Origin of the sequence: Pseudoalteromonas sp. PPB1, assembly GCF_015356275.1 — a bacterium.
GTDB classification, from domain to species: Bacteria; Pseudomonadota; Gammaproteobacteria; order Enterobacterales; family Alteromonadaceae; genus Pseudoalteromonas; species Pseudoalteromonas rubra_D.
Window position 1 is genome coordinate 100,211 of the sequence record NZ_JACEQV010000016.1, and the last position, 21,212, is coordinate 121,422.

Here is a 21,212-nt window from a genome sequence, read left to right on the forward strand (position 1 = left end):
CGAGAAGGATGGGAATAAAATGGATCAGTTACTATCAACAGACATGGATCTCAGTTCCGCCGAAACAGATCAACGGATCCATGATCTCTCAGGACAAAAGCAAAGTGGTCTTGCCTGGGTCAAGGCGAATGTGAAGGAAATTAATGCCTGGGTTGACCGCGATGGGTTTGCGTTACTTCGCGGTCTCAACATCGTCAGCACCAACCAGTTCAGCACAATATTGGAAACGATTTTTGGCGAGCAGTTGAGCCAGTATATCTATCGTTCTTCCCCTCGCACTGCACTGCGCAACAACATTTACACCACCACTGAATATCACGCCGATCAGGTGATCCTGCAACACAACGAAAATGCTTATTCAAATTGCTGGCCAATGAGAATGGGCTTTTTCTGTGTCGTACCGGCCAAAACTGGAGGGGATACGCCACTTGCTGACAGTCGTGAAGTTTATAAACAGCTACCTGAAGCGTTAAGAAATCGCTTTGAAGAGCGCGGCATTATGTATGTGCGCAACTACGGCGATATAGATTTACCCTGGCAAGAGGTGTTCCAGACACAAAGTCGTGACGATGTAGAAGCGTACTGTTGGAAGAATGACATTCAGTGCGAATGGTTTGACGATGGCAGGTTGCAGACTCGCCAGTTCAGGCCTGCGGTGATGACGCATCCGCAGACCGGTGAAAAGGTTTGGTTTAATCAGGCACACCTGTTTCATTGCTCTGCCGTTGACACCGAAATGCCCGACAGCATAGGTACTGACTATTTACCGCGTAACGCTTATTACGGTGATGGCAGTGAGATTGCGAAACAAGATATTGATGTTATCAACCAAGTCTATCGCGATCTGACGTTTTCCTTCCCCTGGCAGCGCAACGATATTTTGCTGCTGGACAACATGCTGTATACCCACGGCCGTCAGGCCTATACAGGTACTCGTAAAGTACTGGTGGGAATGGCAAAAGCTGCGCGTTAAGACGCGCATAATGGGGTTTGTTAGTGGTGCTGCGGTTGACAAACAGAGTAGTCAAATTTGAGGAATCCAAACAATGAAATGGTTAAACCCTTCAAGGCTGAATATCATGGTGATGTGCCTGATCAGCCTCGCCCTGGCATCGTGTCTGCAAAATAAAAGTACTGCGAAAGATACTACGATCACCGCATCGCAAATTGAAATGATAGATACGTCTGTCAGGCAATATTGTGATGCCATGGTGTTTTTCGGGACTATTTATATCACTTCCGTAGACAAAGTGGTTTATGAATACCACTGCGGTCCGCAAAACATGCAGTACAACGTGGATAACACGGTTAAATCTAAGTACCGGATTGGCTCAAATACCAAAGCGTTCGCAGCTGCGATCCTGATGCGGATGCTCGAAGGAAAGGACCTCAGAGTGGAAACCGTCGGCGATCATCTGCCCTGGTATCCTAAAAACCAGTGTGCGGACGTCACTTTGCACAACCTGTTGGCCATGTCGTCGGGGATCCCGAACTACAGTGACAACGAAGAAGTCTATAACGACTGGGGCTGGCGTCCTTATTTGTACGACGAAACCCTTAATCTGAACGGCCCTGAAGGGTTTGGCAATCGTTTTTGTACCTGTGAAGAGCAGGGGGGACAGCCGTCTTTCAGCCAGGGTAGCAAGTACGAATACAGTAACTGTAACTATTACCTGGTTGGCAACATCATTGAGCAGCTTGCAGCGGGTACTCAGGGTGACATCGACCGCAGTTTCTGGTTCAGCAATATCCTCAAAGAGCAGATCCTCGATCCGCTGGACATGAGCGAAAGTGGTTCATTTAGTGCCATTGGTATCTACCCAGATATGACGACAGGATACATCTACAAAGATAACCAGTATCTGCCACTGGCCAATGGGCGTCCGCCAGCGACTGGGGGCCCTGCGCCGTATGAAGATATTCTGGTGAACCCTTACAGCAATCCGCTCGTGCTTTACTCAGCCGGTGATATGTATTCAACCGTGGAAGATATGCACAAATGGGATCAGGGCTTGTACACCAACAAAATACTTAATGAAGCCCAGAAACTGGCTGCATTTGCACCTTATTCCAACACCGGTAGCTCCTCATCGTGTGAATACTATGGTTATGGCTGGTTTGTGACCTATATCGACCCAAATCAGTACGGCAAAGTGGCCGATTGTCCGGATGACCCAAGTGAAACAAATCTCAGAAAATACGAAAAATTCTTACAGTATTCAGGCAGCTATCCGTACTCGTGGGTGACCAGTTTTAACCGTCTGTTGGAGCGCGACCAGAACGTAATGGTGTTCAGTAATTACGTTAAAACGGGCACCGAGTCGGATTGTATTGCGCAGGAAATTCGCAACATTATCTTTTATAGCGATAAACACCGTACCGAAGCCTGTCAGACGGTATTGGATGAAGCGTAAAAGTGAATGTGACCGCTCAGGTGTGACGACTTGGATTCTACTAAGACACCTGCATCTGATGCGGGATTTGTGAGTAGGCTATGCGTATGGGAAGCAATGAGATCAGAACGATGATGTCATGGCGAAGAAAAGATAAAAGCAGTGGTTAACGGCGGTTTTGTATCGTATCCATTGCATTTTAAACGAATTTACTTGCTGTGTTTTAGGACATGGAAAGTGAAAAAGGGCAAGTTAGGGTCTAGGCTTTACCTGACTTGGTGGGTTTAACAACTGTTTATGCCAACTGAATTTTTAATGACGTTGGTACAATTCCAATCATAGAGGAAAAAACATGACAGCGACAAAAACAGCGAAGGATGACAAGGCCACAACGGCTGCTGGCGCTGCTCCACAGCAGGAATCAGCAAATGTTGAGGTTGAGAATCGCGAAGCCGTAGCGCGCATTATTGTCGACAAGTACACCAAATGGTCTTTCGGTACGGGTCTGATCCCAGTACCGGCAATCGACTTGGTGGCCTTGACTGGGGTACAAATCAAGATGATCAGTGAGATTGCTCAAGTATATGGTCAGTCTTACAGCGACAATAAGATCCGCGGTACGGTAAGTGCGGTGATTGGCGGCTCATTCCCACAGTCTTTGGGCGGTGCAGGACTTAGCAGTTTCTTAAAGTCGGTACCAATCATTGGCACGCTTAGCGCACTCGCATTTATGCCAGTGGTATCCGCTGCATCTACAAATGCAGTAGGTTCTACGTTTATCCGACACTTCGAAAACGGCGGCACTTTGCTAGATCTTAATCTGGCAAGCATTAAGGGAGACATCTCTGAAATTGCAGCTAAGTATCGAAAAGATAAAGGCAACAGCACTCAAGACAACCAAGCTACAGCGTAAGTTGAGAGGCTAAAACACAAATAAACCAACGGCGTGTCTGTTGGTTTATTTGCTCATCGGTTAATTGGAACTGCTAGTCAGTTCAGAGGAGCAAATCATGTTAGTTACTTTGTATCTGGTGTTATGTGTACTTTCTGGTTACTGGGGACGCAATACCTTTGCGGGTCCAGTTGGGTTTTTCTTTATTGGCCTGGTATTTACGCCACTGGTGAGTTTACTGGTGCTATTACTTGCCAAAACACGTCTGGCAGAGCCAAGAGAAGCGGAGGAATAACAGTAAGCACAGCATTGCCCGAATTCATCACTTTGATTGTGACCAAAAAACAGGCAAGCTAAAAACAGAGGATGTAGATCCTCAAGATAAGATAACAAGGATTGCAGTTCTGACTGCGTCGTAGCGCTCAGTATTATGACCAGTGGCGGACTTTCAGGCCACTGGTAACACAATGAAAAGACAATAAAAATGGTATTATACGATTTAATAAGTCGAAACATTAAAATTAAAAAAAGGACCTTTGTATTACTCGGTTGTATCTCTGGCCTTGCCAATGCACTGGTGCTTGCTCTTATCAACAACGTGGCAGAAAACATTTCTGATATCCACAAGGAAAACCATGTATTTTACTACCTGGTGCTCTTTACCCTGACGGTGTTGATCTACGGATTAACCCAGCAGAGGTTAATGACTAAAGCCGCTAAAATGGTTGAAAAGTCCATTGATCATATGCGGGTTGAGTTATTCGAATCGGTTCGGCATACCGAACTATCGACGCTTGAAAAAATTGGCAAGGAGCGGATTTTCAATACGCTCAGTAAAGAGCTGCAAACCATTTCTCAGTCTGCTCAGCTCTTTGTGATCATTGGTCAGTCTATCAGTCTGGTGTTTTTCACCTCATTGTATATTGCTTATCACTCGGTGATGGCGTTTGTGGTTTTGAGTGTACTGATCATGTTGGGCGGCAGTATCCACCGCTTACGGGCCAATGAAATTCAGCGTAATATGGCGCAGGCATTTCAGAGCGAAAACCAGCTTATCCAGCGCTTGTCGGACTTGCTCGACGGTTTTAAAGAAGTAAAACTGAGCGCACCGAGAGCAGACGACCTGGAACACGAGTTTTCTCTATCTTCTGGCAAGGCGCGGCGCGCACAAACAGTGACCAAAACGTTGTTTGCGACCGACTTTGTCCTTTCTCAGATAACCTTTTTCGCTGCAACCGGTGCAATGGTGTTTTTCGTGCCAGTGTTATCAGACGTTTATCCGGAAGTGGTCATCAAGGTGACGACGGCCTCGTTGTTTTTAATCGGCCCGATCACCAGTATTGTTGGTGGTATTCCAGTGTTCACCACAGCGACGGAAGCGGCGCAAAATGTACTGACGCTCGAGGCAGACCTTAAACGGGAGCAAGCTGAAAATACGATACGGCGCAATACCCAGGTACAATCCATTGATAGCTTTGAGGAGTTAAGGCTTGAGGGCGCGTATTATCAGCATAATCGTAAGCCTGGCGACAGGCCTTTCTTTGTCGGGCCGGTCGACTTAACGGTTAAAAGAGGGCAAATTACCTTTATTACGGGTGGTAACGGCAGCGGTAAAACCACGTTTATTCGTATGTTAACCGGTTTATATGAGCTTCAGGCCGGACAAATCTTCCTGGACGGGCGGGCGGTTCACGATGCCGATCGAGAGAGCTTCCGCAGTATTTTTACCTCAGTCTTTGCGGATTTCCATTTGTTTAAACAGCTCTATGGGATCAAGACAACGTCTCAGGAAGATATCGATGAATGGCTGACCTTTTTAGAAATGAACGCAAAGGTCAGTGTGATTGATGGAGCGTTCAGCACCATAGATCTTTCTTCCGGGCAAAGAAAACGCCTGGCACTACTCAGCACCATACTGGAAAATAGGCCGATTTATATTTTTGATGAATGGGCCGCCGATCAGGACCCAATATTCAGACGAAAATTCTATGAACAGGTATTGCCCAGACTCAAGGCCCGTGGCAACACGGTGATCGCAATTACACATGACGACGCCTATTTCCATCTGGCGGACGTGCATTTGAAGATGGTAGAAGGACAACTAATGGAACATCATGAAGTAGAAACAGATGGAGTACCGTCATGAATATTATCCTGCCTCCTGATCTGGCACTCATAGGGCTGGCGGGTGCCTGCCTGTTGATCCTTATTGCCAACCTGGTAATGCGGGCACTCAGGCGTTACAAGCCGGCCTGGCGTAAACGCATATTATCCTGGCGCTTCAGAGCCGGTTTAACCATATTGATCTGTTTGTTTCTAATCGTGGCATTGGTGCCGTTTATTTTTATCCGGGTTGACTCTGGTGAGGTCGCTGTTTTGTGGAAGCGCTTTGGTGGAGGTACGTATCTGGAACAGCATTTTAGTGAAGGTACTGTGCTGGTTATGCCCTGGGACAAGTTGGTAATTTACAACGGACGTTTTCAGACGGCACATGAGAGCATAGATGCAATCACCAGCGAGGGCCTCAGAATAACACTCAATGTCACGGTCAGGTATCGTCCTGTCATTGAACATGTGCCTTATCTACATCAACTGGTGGGGCCCAAGTACCTGGAAGAAATGGTGTTGCCGGAGGTGGCCTCTGCGGTACGCATGATAGTGTCAAGATATCGTGCTGAGCAGGTTTACAGTCATCAACGGATAAAAGTGCAAAAAGAGCTGCTTGAAGAAGTGCTGCATGAATTACACCTTCAGGAAGAGACGATTTTAGAGCAAACTGGCCACATGAAAGATGGTCATACCTTAGTTAATTTAGACGATATGCTGATTAAACGGGTAGATGTGCCGGATAAAGTACATGAGGCAATTATTTCTAAGGTAAACCAGAGCTATCTGAATGAGGAATACGCAATGCGTCTTGAAGTAGCAAAGAAAGAAGCACAGCGTAAGAAAACGGAAGCTCAGGGTATTGCTGATTTTCAGGAAACCGTGGCTGGCGGTATTTCTGAAACTTACCTGAGGTGGCGCGGTATTGAAGCCACCATCGAGCTGGCAAAATCAAACAATGCTAAAGTGGTTGTGATTGGTAGCGGCAAAGACGGGCTGCCATTGATCCTGAACACAGAAAGCAGCTTGAATGGATCTGTACCAAACCTGGTTCAGGACTCGGCCAATTTGGTTAAAGCGGAGGAAGCGACAAAGCCTGTGCCTGACTACGTAAATAGTGTGATTAAACCAGGTGAGCCTATGAGTACACATCATATGAGCTCAGCAAAATCTGGGGAACCATTGCATAAGTGATAAGGCCTGAATCGTCTTTGCGTCGTCAATGGAGCCCGAGTTGAGCACGGGATGACGCAAAGCGAGGTCGGGCCGTGACAGGCTTGGGCGCATTTACATACTGTGAGCCTAATATGTTTGGCCAATCTGGTCTTTGAAGCGATATTGCATGTTAAATGCGCTTTCACTCGACATGAGATCAACTAAGTCGCCTTTCAATCACCTTGGGTGTAAAAGATGTCGCCTAAGCTATTCACCCCACCGTCATCCCGGTCTCCGAGCCGGGAACTACCTACAAATCGCTCGATATGCCAGATACCCATAGAGATTTCGTTGCCTATCGCTCTCGTAAAGGGGCTTTACATTTTTCCCAGGCTCGAGCAGGTGTGTAGAGCTGTGAGTAAAGGGTTATAGAAAACGGCAAATATACGTTTGTTCTGAATGGGGGACAGAAATGGTCAGATAATGTGAGAGGTTCATTTGGCTTACTGTACAGGGCACTCAGAGTGCCCTTTTTTACCTGCTTATCGAGGGATACAGGTATTCACTGGGAAATAAGAAAAATATGGGCAACCTTTCTGTACTCGGGTTGGCGGAATCGCACTTGCCCCGCCGGCGATCATTGGCGTTTGATCTGAATCCAGTGCATTTTTATTGCCCAGGTTTTTTAGGTTCTTTTTGCTTAGGTGTAACTTCATGGGGATTTCCTTCTTCTGTTTATAAATTGTTCGGTAATATTCTTCGCACAAAGTTTACTGTGTGTAAATTGAAAGAATCTAATGTGTTAAATTTGCGTTCTGGTATGAAGTGTCAATCCATACGTTGGGTTTCAACGTAGCAAGCAGTAATTCTCTGTTCTTTGTATGATTTTTATTCTGTAGCCTTTGCGTAGAGTGAGTTTAGTACAGAGGTTTTTTGTTACATCCATATTTTGTTCTCATTTCTTGGTTAATCTTTCGGGACGGTCTGAGGGAGCATTGTCTACTTATGAATTGAGCTGTTACCAAAAGCAATCACTTGTGTGAAGTTGCTTGGTTTGGTTGGGAATATTTCGTATTTTTATGCGCCAGAAAGTAACGGTTCGATAATTTATTTGGTCTTATTCCAAAGGGTAAATAGATTCAATAAGTATAGTCGCTGGCCAGGGTAGCCTGAAAAGGTGGTCAGTATAAAAGACTGTAATTGAGAGTACTTGTATTGAGGCACACAGGATGTGCCTTTTTTACCCCAGTGCACCTGCACTAATATCAGCCGCCATATCTTTTTAGACAAAACATAATGGACTATTCGCGTTTTACCTTTAAAGAACGCCACTATGTTTCGAATTTTAATGTCTGTACTCCCTTTTTGGGGAGTTATCATCGCCGGTTTTCAGGCGTATAATTTCTATGCACTTAAACAGTCAGCCGGATAACAAGACAAGGCTCAATAGGCGTTCTCATCTTGCTGTAATTAGGCACAGCTGGCACTAGCGCACAGGCAATACCACAATAAAAATTAGGGGCTTTGGCATAGCCATTATATCGCCGTGTTTAGGAAAGGCCTGACATGCAAGCAGACGATAGAAAAATAATGTCTCAAGACATAGAGCAAAAATAACCATAGCATGCGCGAAATCTGTCCTCAGCAAGTAATACCATAAGTGATCAAGTTTGAGGCGAAAAAATAGGGTCGATAACACTGCTCCCGCATCCTGCTATCGCTGAGGCACCTACACCCAAATAGACGAGGCAAATATTTACGAGCTTATACCTTAGGTAACGGTTCTAAATGGGAAATTTTTAACGCTGTTAGCGTCTTATTTGCTCCTTCAAATAGGCCAGGTATTAAGTGAAATTGGTATAACACCTGAGCCCTTGGATATCATCACACACCAGTCATACGGATTAGCCGATGGCTGAAATAAGCATTTTGTTTTGATATGTAAAGCCTGCAACATATTAGGTGTACTTGTGGGGAACTCCGGGCTTTCCCGGGAGTCGAAAGCTTACAATAAGCAAAGTGTTATAACGAGTAATAATGGTGCTTTGAAAGCCAGGTTCAACCGGGGTACTGGCACTTTGTTGGTTATTGCGAACTGTGGTTTTGCCGCGGAGCAGCAAAAGTAATTAACCAGCCAGGATGTTTTCTCAGGATTGAGCATTAAGGATCCAGCTAAGTAAATTGAGCGTCAATAAGTAGGCCAACCACAGGGTACTTCCTCTTGGTTGGCCTCTTTTTTATGGAATGAGCAAGCTTTGTTTTGCTTTGAGTACTGCCTCTGTTCTGTTTGCTGCACCCAGTTGATTAAGGATCTGGCTGACCAGCTCCTTAACTCTGTCCTTAGATACCTGCATCAGTTCAGATATTTCAGGGTTAGTCATGCCCTTGGCCATATATAGCAAACACTCGCTGCTCTTTGGCGTTAATGTTGGTCGCAGAAATAAATAGTCCGGGCACTCTTTGATAATTCTGGGGATCAGAGTGAGTGTGATGTCACTTAATATTGTACTATGCTGATAATATACAGATTTTATCTCATCGTATGATTGGCTGGAAAAAAAGTTTACCAACACAATCGCACCGCTATAGTGGACTGGTATGACTATACCGCCATTGATGTTTTCCTGAGCCAGAAGATTTCCCAGAGTTTTTGGGGCAAGCGATGCATTGTGATAGTCATGAGTGCTCCAAAAGCGCGGCGCCAGTGTTTGCTGGCAGTAGTGGATAAGGTCATCAGAAAAACAATACCCATCCGTAAAGTAGGCGCGAAGGAATTGTTCGGAACATGTAGAAAGGTACCTGAACACTGGCTCGGTGCCATTCACCCCAACAATGAGAAACTGGTCCATGCCCAGAGGTTCTGAAAATCGGCTTAAAGAGGTAGTGATGGCTGTCTCCGGATACAGTGCAAACGCATCCGAATGGCTGATTTTGTTACCTGAGTAATCCATATAGACTCCTGTGTGCTTTTTTGTTTTGTCGCAGGTTCCGTTTTTTCGTTCTGCACCTTTAACATAATGAGTTTTTTGATATATCAGTTATGAGAAAAGCGACGCCTAGCACTGTAAAAGCGACACATTAAAAATATTAGCAAATAAAACAATGGGATATGTTTTTTCTGTGTTGGCGGTATGGTATGTCTTTTGGTGGTTGATTATTGTGCAAATCAAAAAGCTCATCTTTTTGGATGAGGGTTGTTGGCAAATTTTTAACAAATTTGTTGACTGTACCTGTTAAAGGTTATAGAAAGTAATTACGCATTTTACAGGAAGGACGTAAGCGCAATAATGCTAAAATGGAGCCTGGTAATTATATTATTCTTTATTATTCAGTGCCATGTCCAGGCGCGCGAGGTGTCCCAGCTCAGGCTGCATCTTCAATCCATCGACAAGCTTGATATGGTCACCATCATTAACTCCGTTTCACAAGACAGTCAGGGCTATTTGTGGATCAGTGGTACGTCTGGTGTATTGAGATTTGATGGTTATCAGTCCATATTCTACCCGCACCCGCTTGCAAGAAAAGTTGTGGAAGATGCTCAGGGACGCAGGTGGTTGCTGACAGGCCATGGTTTGTATCTGCACAATGACCAGCAGGACAGTTTTATGCCTTATATGGACACGCTGCGTCAACAGGTTCCTAAGGGCACACGTCTGTTCAAGGATAGCTTTCTTTCTGTCCGCACCATGGATAATGATGCTTTCAGACCGGCTGCTTTATATCAGGATAGCCAGGATAAGTTTTGGCTTGTGGGCGATGATGGTCAGCTAGTCCATTTTTCTGCTGATGAAGATGCCTATCAGTTATATGACCTTCACAGCTCAGGGGTTAAACACAACCTCCGCTTTAGTGTCACTTTGTATAAAGACGCCCCTTTATTTATCTCTAAACTTGGCGAAGTATTTTGGTTTGAAAGATCCTCCGGAACTTTTATTAAACTATGGCAAAACAGGGTACTTGCCGATACTCGAATCGTCACTACCGGACCTGATAACGCTTTGTATGCTGTGTCTGAACAAGGTTTTTTCAGACTCGAACAGCCTGACTCCAGCCAGCCTTCTCTAATCCATTTTAGTGATATTGATCACCATGCGATTACTTCTGTGCATTCAGGAAGACATGCGGTTTACTTGGGAACTGGCTCTGAGCTCATTGTATTAGACTCTAATGACAGAGTGAGCCGGGTTAGCAAGTACCACTCTGATGCGCAAATTCAGCAAATATTTCTGATAAGTAATGTATTTGATGATCAAGGTACAGTTTGGCTCGCAACCAGTCGCGCCATATTTGAAGTAGAACTTAAACACTCCAGTGACTCAGCCAATGAAATTTCTGCCGTAACCCAGCAGCCTAATATCGATGGCCTGCAGTTTGATGAAGACGATAATCTGTGGTTTGTAAGCCTGAACCGTGTATACGTAAAGTACAAAGGCCATGCAGAATCCGAACCTGTATATCTGGATCCAGGTCAGCCGGAACTCGATGTTCACACTGTTTATGCCGGGCGAAACGGAACACTGTGGTTTGGTGCATCGTCTGCCTTGTACCGACTCGAAAAGGGCGCGTCCTTAGCAACCAGGGTCAGTGTGCCACCCGTCAATGCGGGTAACGACTTTGAGATAAGAGATATTGAACAATCGGAAAATGGTCGTTTATGGTTGCTGACCTTTCAGGGGATCGTAGAATACGACCCCCACACTGAGCGGCGGGTGTCCTTTTTACCTGGGCATTTTAAAAACCTGAAAAAAGGCAGTAATGACGAAGTGTTGGCTTGCGGCTTTGAAATCTACATATTAGGTCAGGGCGCACCGGCTAAGGTTGAATTACAAATACCGAAAAGTAATAAAAAGCTTGCTGTTTATGACGCCGATATTGACCCTAAAGGGCGACTCTGGGCAGCAACCTCTTATGGGTTATTGCTCCACGACTTGCAAGCCAAGCGCACACAACAGCTAGATCTGAACGGTGTATATCCCAATGTAGTGTTTGCATTTATTTACCGGGATCGCGCAGAGCACATGTGGCTGGCCGATATGGCTAATTTGTACAAAGTCTCGTCAGACACGCTGCAAGTACTGTATTCAACTCCATTTAAGCGCCTGAGTATAGGGGCAAAAACATATGACAGCGCGTCTGAATCCGAGGCAGGAACCTTATATCTGGGTGGTATAAATGGGATTGCCGCATTATCAAACACACAAGCCCTGGCCCCTTATGGCGTGCATATAAGCAGAGTAAATGTTCAGGGCGAGCCGTATGCGGTGTACCAGGATGAACAGTATTCAGAAAATACAATTCTGCCAGGCAGATGGTTCAATAGTACCCAGAGGAATTTTAAGTTTGAGTTCGTTAATATCAAACGGGACCGGAACGTTGATGTGTATTATCAATATCGTTTGCTGGGCTTTGATAAGGACTGGACGGAGGCAGAACAAACGCAACGCAGCGCTACTTACACTAACTTGCCGCCGGGTATATACAATTTTGTGATTAGAAGCAGGGCGATTTCGAGTGACTGGACTGAATCGCGCTTTGAATTTGAAATCGCAACGCCCTGGTATTTAACTGGCTGGGCTTTCACACTCTATGCTTTTGGCTTTGTGATGTTGATTGGTCTTCTTCTGTTTGCCAGAACATACCAACTGAGGCGACGTAACCTGCACCTGGAAGAGCTGGTACTATCCCGCACCAAAGAAATAGATCAAAAGCGTGCACAAATTACCAGCTTGATGGAAAGTAAAAATGTGTTTTTTGGCAATGTATCCCACGAGCTGCGAACGCCGCTGGCCGTGATCATGCTGCCAATTAAAAGCATGTTGAAGCAAGAAAATAATGACGGCAATAGCAAATGGCATGCAGCCTATTCACAGGCTCTTAGGCTGGAAAAACTCATCGACAATCTGATCCGCTATGCAAAAAAAGACGATGTCTCCCCGTTTGAAAATCATCACTTTACTGCCAAAGAGGTGCTGCTAAAGCAGGCTCATGCATTTGAGTTGCTCGCCAACGAAAAACAGATCCGTTATAAGGTTACACATACCCTGGATGCACAGGAAGTGTTGCTGAACGAGGCCGACTTTGAACAGATAATTACAAACTTATTGTCTAACGCTGTGAAATATACGCCTGAAGAAGGTGAGATTTTTATAGAAGCGCACCAGCGTGGCGGATTCCTGAAACTTGTGTTTACTAACTCTGGGCCCGGTATTTGTAAATCCTTACAGGCTGATGTGTTTAAACGATATGTGCGGGGAGAGCACAGTGAAATAAGCGGGCAGGGGATTGGTTTGTCTGTGGTTCATCAGCTAATCAGTGACTGTGGAGGCGATATAGTGCTGAGCAGTGAGCCGGGACAAGGGTGTCAGTTTACCCTCATGCTCCCTCTTTACAGTGAAGCCATAGCGAACGATCCAGACTGCGGAGTACAGACAGAGACTGAGTTTCAGGTGACTGATAAAGCTGAGTCTAATGCCCATGTGTTGATTGTGGAAGACAACCCACAGCTAAGAATGATGCTTAAGGAGTCCTTGTCTGAGTGGTTTGATTGCACAGTTGCCTGTGATGGAGAACAAGGCCTGTTGCAAGCAAAATCTGAGTTACCTGATCTCATTATCAGTGATGTGATGATGCCCAAAAAGTCAGGACTGGAGATGCTGCAAGAGATCAAGCAGGATGAGACAACAAGCCATATTCCCGTGATATTACTGACAGCAAAAGAGGATGACGATAGCCGAATTTTAGGCTTTGAAGCAGAAGCAGATGATTATATAGGGAAGCCTTGTGATCTTGATGTGCTAAGGCACAGGGTTGAAAACCTGATCAAAGGGCGTAAAAAACTGGCGCGGCTATTTGCTGATCAGATCTTAGGTAGTAAGCCCCAGGTGGGTACGCTCCGTGATACAAAACGGCTCCCCTTTATTGATAAAATTCAACAAGTAATAGCGCAAAATTATCAGGATCCTAAATTCGATACTGAGAGCATGGCGAGCCATGTGTTTTTGAGTGTACGACAACTGCAACGCAAAACCCGAAACCTGACAGGGTTGTCGCCAAATGCGCTGCTCAGGCAATACCGTTTAGAGCAAGCTCGTACGCAGTTACAAGCGGGTACTTTAGTCGCTGAGGTTGCTTATCAGGTCGGGTTTTCATCCCCTGCTTATTTCAGTAGTTGCTTTAAAGCCGAGTTTAATATGTCTCCGCAGCATTACACGAAGCAGTATGAGAAAGAACCTGAGCGACGAGAGTGAACCAACGTAAAAAGGCACATTGTGTGCCTTTTTTATTTTTAATTAATTATATAGACCAACGTGCGCCTTTGTTTACCACCAATTTGGATCACATGTTGTAATATTTGAGCCTGTTGCATGTGGCTTGCTATTTGGTTGGAATGCGCCTGCTGCTCCCCCTTGCACGCGCGGTGTTAACTGTGCCTGTATTGCTTGATTACCTGACAGATTCTTCATCTTTTTTGTTTTTAGATTAAGTTTCATAATGGTCTCCGTTTTGTTATGTCACCGGGGATCACTGTTACATTTTCGGAGCCGCATGTAAATGGTTTTGTTGCAAAAATGAGTACGCCTTCCTCCCCCCATCTGGGGAGTGTTTTTACAAAGAAAGACTGCTAAAGAACAAGGCAAGTTAGGTGTAGTTTGGCTCCCTCAGACGCGCTGTGATGGACTCTTTAGTCAGCTATTACATACCGAAAATGTAATGTGGTTATATTTTGAGTGATGAACTTTTCTTTTTGGGTGTTATTTAATGATTTATTGTTAATTTTTATTTGATTATGGCCTTGTTATTACGTCTTTACTCTTGTTTAATGGCCGTGAATTTGTGCTGTTTAGGTACAAATCATAATAAAAAAGGAATAACAATGAAGACAAAAGCAACAAAAGCCCTGATAGCAGGGTTATTACTTTCACCTGTGCTTAGTGTACACGCAGCGCTTGACCCGACCAAAGGATATGCTGATCCGTTTAACTTCAACAATCATGGCAAGTGTAGTTTCAATGACTCAGGCCCGAGCTATTCAGATGACTCTGACTATAACTACGACACATATATCAAAAACAAAGTCTCGCCGTATCACCACCTGAATACCACCCTGAATGAACGTTTGCTGCGCGGCAGTTACTATAGTCTGGACAATCAGCTGTTCTATGTGGGCGGACAAAATGTGCCTAAGTATTCCGGCCCAGCATCGACAGGCTCAGCCAAAGCGGCACCGATGGCCGTTCAGAGCGGCGACTGGACTTATTACATCATCAATGGTGCTCACTCAGACTGTGCCTTGAATGCGCCTGCGCCAAATAAAGGGTATGAACGTTTGGTGTACGCAGTGGGTGCCTACAACCACAAAACGGGCATGATCAAAGAGCCTGTGATCGTGCATGTTAAAGACACCAGTGATTTTCATGATACTGCAGTCCTGAATGTTGACAGCCAGGGCTATGTTTATGTGTTTATCTCCGGGCGTAACTCAACCCGTGGCGGCCTTATTTACCGCTCATCCAATAAACATGATAATTTTTTTGCAAACTTAGGCTCATTCAAACTGGTCGATGCAAAGAACGAACGCGGCCTGACACTGGACAGAGATCATAACTGTACTGACAGCACTAAGAGTTGCTACAACCTGGGCTTTACCTATCCGCAGGCATGGTGGGTTAATAATAAGTTTGTACTGCTGAATACCCGTTATATCCAGGCACCTACTGAGATGACCAATGAGTACAAGCAAACTGCGCGTCGCCAGCTTTATATGACGGAATATCTGCCACAGTCGGGTGGCCTGACGGCTTTGACAAGTAAAAAGCTGGTTGCACTGGATGATAAACTGAGCTTTGGTCACTATTCAGTAAGTACTGAGCGCAATGGCGTATTGGCTATGGCCTTTAATGTGCATATGCCAGACAGCTGCACATTGAAAACTGGTGCACGAAGTGAATGTCTCGCGCTTGGTAAAAATGGCATAAAACAAAACCGACATGTTCCTAACGACAACCGTACTAACCTGTACTTTATGTATTCCAGAGATGGCGGTAAAACCTGGAAAAATGCCAAACACAGGACACTGATTGACACAAGTCGTGGGCAATACATTAATACCCTGAATAAGCTCAACGAAGCCTTATTGTATCAACCAGATACCAGTGTTGATATCGTGAGTGGCTACGATCCCGAAAGCACAACCATTAAAAAGCGTATTTACGTTAAAGATCTGGACATTACCACGAATGGGTATGGTGGTTACCTGACCTCTTTGAAAGTGCTGGTCACAGAGGCCGATGGTATTCACGGATTTGTACCAAAAACATCTGCTGAGTCTCGTCGTATGATCCGCGCATTGGTAATCGATCAGAATGGCAACAAAGATTATGTTGGCTGTTACAACTCAGCTGATTGCTGGGCTGATCACGCTTATTCATCTGGTACGGTGATCTCTCATGGCCAAAGCGGTTACAGCGAGCTTGCTTTCCCAATGTCCAGCGGTGACAAGCTGGCCGGTGGTAAAGTGCACCTGTATAACAGCAATCTGAAAACAGCGGGTGACGTGAAAGTGTGGAGCTATATGGGCGCACAACACTACCGTGATCCGAACGATGTAAACTATATTCGTAAGGTACACGACGCTAAATCTGTAACGGGTCAAGAGCCTGTTTACTTCTGGGCACAAAGCGCCAGTAATTCGCGTGTTGATCTGGTGCTCTCTGGTCGCTACGGTCAGCAAGTTCAGTTGACAGGCAACTTTGGTACAAGCAAGAAAATGGCCTGCCCAACGGCCTATGTGTTTAACCGCTGTACAACGGCAAATAATGTTATGTAAGTAAACATCACAACACCGACTCTGGTAAATACGCCAGAGTCGGGCACGGCCTGATCTTGTCACCTTTTCAACGAGTTCCATCTCACCCTGCCCAAATAGCTTGTAGTGTCATCCTGGCTAACGAGCCGGAAACCACCCACCGACGACACCAATAGCTTGCGCTATTCACATTGAAGAAAGCGCCAATCTCAGTGTGTAATACCCTGTAATAGCAATAAAAATCGCCATGAGTTACTTTGAAAGGTTTTTTCAAAATCAGGGTAAAACTGCCTTGAGAAAAACAAACTGGACTCATTATCCAATTTGTAACCAAAATTTGAACACTTGTATTAAAATCGCTAATAACGGCGGATAAAAAGCTACTCAATCAGACAAAAGTGTTGTAGATTATTCTTGTGTCTGCACCAAATATCGGACTACGGTTCCGGTATCAAAGTAGCACCAGACCGCTAACAAGAATAGCCAAAAAGAACAGTTAACAAGAATAGTTTTAAAGTGTCGCGCAAAGGAAGTTGTAACCGCCGAACAACAGGCAACGAGCCGGGAATCCCCCGAATTCCATTACCTGTCCCACTGCATCATCTCCTTACCAGCTACACCACAGAGTAAACGGGTGAGTGATGTCTGACTCTACATTAGAATACTACAGCCGCAACGCAGTCAGTTTTGCCGAAGAAACGTTCGCGGTAAATATGCAGCCACTGTACGACGAATTTTTACCTCTCATACCAAAGGGCGGAAAAATCCTCGATGCCGGCTGCGGCTCAGGCCGCGATGCACTGGCGTTTAAAAACCTCGGCTACCGGGTCGAAGCCTTCGATGCCTGCGCCGAGCTTGCCAACATCGCCAGCTTCCATCTGGAACAACCCGTAGGCTGCTTCAGTTTCGACGAACTCAGAGACCTCAACACTTATGACGCCATATGGTGCTGCGCAAGCCTGTTACATGTCCCCATGGCAGAGCTCCCGGCGGTTTTTCAGCGCCTGCAAAAAGCGCTCAAATCAGAAGGCATCATCTATATCTCGTTTAAATACGGCGAAGGCGAACGCACCACAGGTGGCCGCGCATTCACCGATCTCACAGAGCAAAGCCTGAACACTTTGCTTGCACAACACACCGGCCTGAAAGCCTGCAAAACCTGGCAAACCGGCGACCAACGCCCCGGCCGCGAACACGAACGCTGGCTTAATGCTTTGTTGGAAAGGGTGAGTGGTGAATAGTTCTAGTCAGAGTACCGTATTGCAAAATAGCGCACGTCAGCTGACGACGGGTGGCTCTGACCCCTTATTGCCAAAGCTTGTGCATGCCATTAACCATGCCGACGAAATAGAAATCACTGTATCTTTTATTCAACCAAGCGGACTGGCGTTGTTGTTCGACCCTCTGCTTGAGGCACTACGCAGTGGCGCGCAATTAAAACTGCTCACTTCTGATTATCTGGACATTACCAGTCCAGTGGCATTACGGGAGCTAGTGACCCTGGTTGAGCGCGGCGCTGATATTCGCATCTATGAAAGCGATAAAAGCCAGAGCTTTCATATGAAGTCGTATATTTTTGTCAAAACACAGGAAAACAGTGCAGAGGTTGCAGCGGGTTGCGCTTTTATCGGTTCAAACAATATCAGTAAAAGTGCTCTAACTACTGGACTTGAATGGTGTTTTCGCCACGATTATACCCATCCGCCAGGCAGCAAAGGTGCCAGCGAATTCAACCATATTCGCCAGTCTTTTGCTGAGCTGTTTTCTCATTGCAACGTCAAAACACTCAGCCATAGCTGGATTGATAGCTATATACATAGACGAAAAGCGCCGCAGTTTATGGTGGCAGGAGAAGCGGAAGACGCCAGTGATGCAGAGCCTGCTACCCCTCGTGCTGATCAACAGTTGGCATTGGATGCGCTGGCAGACACACGTCGTCAGGGCTTCAGGCGGGGGCTTGTGGTGCTGGCAACCGGAATGGGTAAAACCTGGCTTTCGGTATTTGATGCGCAACAAATGCATGCAAAACGTATTTTGTTTGTGGCTCATCGCGAGGAGATCCTGACTCAGGCCCAGCGCACCTTCGCGCGATTATTGCAATGCAAAACCGGGCTATACACGGGTAAACAGAAAGACTCGGACGCCGATTGCCTTTTTGCATCGGTCCAGACGTTAGGGCAAGCGCGCCATTTGCAGAGCTTTGCGCCGGAACATTTTGACTATATCGTGGTGGATGAATTTCACCACGCCAGTGCCCGGGTCTACCGCGCATTACTCAACTACTTTACCCCACAGTTCTTGCTGGGTTTAACCGCCACGCCGGAGCGTACCGATCAGGCCGATATACTTGGACTGTGCGACAACAACCTGGTGTTTGAACGCAACCTCACTCAGGGGATCGATAACGGCACACTGGTACCATTTCAGTATTATGGCATTTGGGATCAGGACGTTGATTACACCGCAATTCCCTGGCGCAATGGCCGGTTCGACCCGGATGCACTGGAAAATCAGTTTGGCACCAGTAAACGAGCGGCACATGCATTAAAAGAATGGCAAGCGCGTAAGCAGCAACGCACGCTGGCATTTTGCATTTCTAAGCGCCATGCCGAGCATATGGCCGGGTACTTTAATGATGCTGGTGTAAAGGCGCTGGCCGTACACAGCGACTCTGAGGTACGCCGTAATGATGCGCTAAAGCAGCTTGAGCAAGGGCAGATTGAGATTTTATTCTCCGTTGATTTATTTAACGAAGGCACCGACTTACCCAGCATTGATACGGTATTGATGCTGCGGCCCAGCGATTCCAAGATTCTGTTTTTACAGCAGCTTGGCCGGGGATTACGTACCTGTGAAGGCAAAACCCACCTCACCGTGCTGGATTTTATTGGCAACCACCATAGTTTTTTGAACAAACCGGCGGCGCTGCTTGATGCGCAAGGCGCAAAAGGGGTCACGCAAGCACTGAGAGAGCCGAAATTGCCCGATGGGTGTTTCATTAATTTTGACCTGGAGATCACTGACTTTTGGCAGCAACTGGCCAAAATACAACGCACCACAGCACTGGAAGATTATGAGCATCTGGCCCAGTTGCTTGGTCATAGCCCGAGTGCAAGCGAGTTTTATCGTCACCACGGCGACCTGAAAAAAGTAAATAAACAACACGGTAGCTGGTTTTCGATGCTGGCCGATATCGGTGACCAAATCGGCGGTGACTGGTTAGCGCCTCGTGCTGATTTTCTGCTTAATGCTGTACAGCAAACCAGTATGACTAAGTGTTTTAAGGCCATTTTACTGCAAGCTTTTATACAGCTCGATGGCTTCAGGGTCGCACCAACCCTAGCTGAATTGGCTAATGTCAGTGCGGCAATTTTAGCACGCTACCCGCACCTTAAAGCACATGACCTGCCTGAATCTAAACGAGCACTGGCACCAGACAGCCATGCCTGGTTCAGTTATTGGCTGGGCAACCCCATTGAAGCCTACACAGGATTTAAAAAAGCCAAGCAAGGCACAACCTGGTTTAAGGTCGAAAAAAACGGTGAAGATCTGAAAACAGCCCGGCTGGTTGCTCAAGTGAATATTGGCCAGCTCCCGGACCAGGATATCGACAAGCTGGCAGACTGCGTTTCAGAGCTTATTGAACTCAGACTGGCTGAATACACTCAGCGTATTGAAAACAAGCGTATTTCAGAGCTGCAAGCAGCCACCCCTGAACCGGATAAAGTCTCTGGCGAAAAAGAGCCAGATAGGCCAGAACAGCAAAGTGAACCCGAGAGCACCAGTGTGGTTCAGTTGCCGTATTTCCCCAATCTAAAAATTGCCTGCGGTCACTTTAAAACTGGCGACGACAGCGACATGACATGGCGCCCGGCACCTGACCGTGCTGGCAGGGTAGATCCGGACAAGCACTTTCTGGCCCATGCCAGCGGTAACTCAATGAATGGCGGCAAAAACCCCATTCTGGATGGCGATTTATTGGTACTGGAGCGCATCAGCAGCGACAACGCCGGTTCAATCACAGGCACCACTATCGCCATTGAACGATTTGACGAATCGGGCGACGCCCAGTTTTTACTACGCGACGTGCAAAAAGAATACAACGAAGAGGGCGAAGCCAGATACCTGCTGGTCGCTCGCAATCCGGATTACACAACCATAATCGCGGACGATAGTTTAGTGACGTTTGCGCGGTTGAGGTGATTTAATCGCTTAACAGCTAAGCATTGCTGGTCGTGTTACTATAATCTAATTTCTTTCGGCATTTGTTATCCATTCTAGAAAGTGATCTAGTGTTCTGAACACTTTAAAGACCTTGTCCTCAACTGATTCTGCTTTGCTTGTAAGCCAAGTGTATGCTTCTTTTTTATAACCGTCTCCGTCAAAGACGATTACCAGATACTTTTCTGGCGTACCAAGCATTGACTGAAAGAAGAAAGGAAACTTTTGGTCTACCGAGCCTGATTTTTCTTGCCTGTGTGCTTCTACTCTAACTAGCCCGTATTTTGTTGAGTTTATTAAAAATGAGCTTTGGCGATCAGCACCATACATGTCTTTGTAAGTTTGTCGCGTACAAAAAGAATTGGGTTGAAGGCTTTCATCTGGGCTAAGTGAGAAACCCAAGCCAATTAATGCCGTTTCCAGCTCTTTGCAAAACCTTCGGTTAGACTCTTGGGGAGTCGCAGATTCCCTAACTGTAGTTGAGAACTCTTCAAAAAGAGGCATTTGAGATTCCATAATCATATCCTTTTTAGAAAATTCATATACAGAGTTATTTTTGTACTTCAATTACCTGTCAGATGTCAAAAAATAAGCAAAACTCTTTGATATGGAACCATATTGTGACCAGAAACTTTGAACT

14 protein-coding genes are annotated in these 21,212 nt (G+C 45.9%); 10 read left to right on the forward strand and 4 right to left on the reverse strand.

Annotated elements, in window-relative coordinates:
• The first annotated feature begins 19 nt into the window (after positions 1-19).
• The 6 genes from IY568_RS16435 to IY568_RS16460 all read left to right on the forward strand — a co-directional run bounded on the left by IY568_RS16435 (position 20) and on the right by IY568_RS16460 (position 6,585).
• Positions 20-973 (forward strand): TauD/TfdA family dioxygenase, encoded by a 954-nt coding sequence (locus tag IY568_RS16435; RefSeq protein ID WP_194868133.1) that lies wholly within the window; start codon positions 20-22, stop codon positions 971-973.
• A gap of 73 nt (positions 974-1,046) precedes the next feature.
• On the forward strand, positions 1,047-2,414 hold the full coding sequence (locus IY568_RS16440) for a serine hydrolase domain-containing protein (RefSeq protein WP_010380845.1): 1,368 nt from the start codon (positions 1,047-1,049) through the stop codon (positions 2,412-2,414).
• A gap of 331 nt (positions 2,415-2,745) precedes the next feature.
• Entirely contained in the window at positions 2,746-3,306 is a 561-nt protein-coding gene (locus IY568_RS16445) for a YcjF family protein (RefSeq protein WP_010380848.1), read from the forward strand.
• A gap of 97 nt (positions 3,307-3,403) precedes the next feature.
• The gene (locus IY568_RS16450) at positions 3,404-3,580 is read left to right on the forward strand and encodes a hypothetical protein (RefSeq protein WP_164487838.1); all 177 of its coding nucleotides are present in this window, start codon (positions 3,404-3,406) and stop codon (positions 3,578-3,580) included.
• A gap of 189 nt (positions 3,581-3,769) precedes the next feature.
• Positions 3,770-5,431, forward strand: a complete 1,662-nt coding sequence (locus tag IY568_RS16455; protein ID WP_194868134.1) for a cyclic peptide export ABC transporter — start codon at positions 3,770-3,772, stop codon at positions 5,429-5,431.
• Entirely contained in the window at positions 5,428-6,585 is a 1,158-nt protein-coding gene (locus IY568_RS16460; RefSeq protein ID WP_125557291.1) for a prohibitin family protein, read from the forward strand. The genes IY568_RS16455 and IY568_RS16460 overlap by 4 nt, the downstream gene beginning before the upstream one ends.
• A 503-nt stretch (positions 6,586-7,088) precedes the next feature.
• Here IY568_RS16460 and IY568_RS16465 read toward each other — a convergent pair.
• Positions 7,089-7,262: a hypothetical protein gene (locus IY568_RS16465; RefSeq protein ID WP_164517458.1), complete on the reverse strand. Its 174-nt coding sequence runs from the start codon at positions 7,260-7,262 to the stop codon at positions 7,089-7,091.
• Between the two features lie 1,521 nt (positions 7,263-8,783).
• Positions 8,784-9,497: a helix-turn-helix transcriptional regulator gene (locus tag IY568_RS16470; protein ID WP_125557289.1), complete on the reverse strand. Its 714-nt coding sequence runs from the start codon at positions 9,495-9,497 to the stop codon at positions 8,784-8,786.
• A 402-nt stretch (positions 9,498-9,899) separates the two neighbouring features.
• Here IY568_RS16470 and IY568_RS25325 point away from each other — a divergent pair, with 402 nt between their 5' ends.
• Positions 9,900-13,793, forward strand: coding sequence for a response regulator (locus IY568_RS25325; RefSeq protein ID WP_194868135.1), 3,894 nt, complete (start codon positions 9,900-9,902; stop codon positions 13,791-13,793).
• A gap of 72 nt (positions 13,794-13,865) precedes the next feature.
• On the opposite strand, the gene IY568_RS16480 is transcribed toward IY568_RS25325, so the two are convergent.
• Complete coding sequence (locus IY568_RS16480; RefSeq protein WP_164517457.1) at positions 13,866-14,036, reverse strand: hypothetical protein; 171 nt, start codon at positions 14,034-14,036, stop codon at positions 13,866-13,868.
• Positions 14,037-14,419: 383 nt separating this feature from the next.
• Here IY568_RS16480 and IY568_RS16485 point away from each other — a divergent pair, with 383 nt between their 5' ends.
• From IY568_RS16485 to IY568_RS16495, 3 genes are all read left to right on the forward strand, one after another.
• Entirely contained in the window at positions 14,420-16,372 is a 1,953-nt protein-coding gene (locus IY568_RS16485) for a BNR-4 repeat-containing protein (protein WP_194868136.1), read from the forward strand.
• 620 nt (positions 16,373-16,992) lie between these two features.
• The gene (locus IY568_RS16490; RefSeq protein WP_194868137.1) at positions 16,993-17,592 is read left to right on the forward strand and encodes a class I SAM-dependent methyltransferase; all 600 of its coding nucleotides are present in this window, start codon (positions 16,993-16,995) and stop codon (positions 17,590-17,592) included.
• Positions 17,585-20,554 (forward strand): DEAD/DEAH box helicase family protein, encoded by a 2,970-nt coding sequence (locus IY568_RS16495; protein WP_194868138.1) that lies wholly within the window; start codon positions 17,585-17,587, stop codon positions 20,552-20,554. The genes IY568_RS16490 and IY568_RS16495 overlap by 8 nt, the downstream gene beginning before the upstream one ends.
• A 45-nt stretch (positions 20,555-20,599) precedes the next feature.
• Here the strand turns inward: IY568_RS16495 and IY568_RS16500 are convergent, their stop codons facing one another.
• Entirely contained in the window at positions 20,600-21,088 is a 489-nt protein-coding gene (locus IY568_RS16500; protein ID WP_194868139.1) for a PD-(D/E)XK nuclease superfamily protein, read from the reverse strand.
• Positions 21,089-21,212 lie beyond the last annotated feature (124 nt).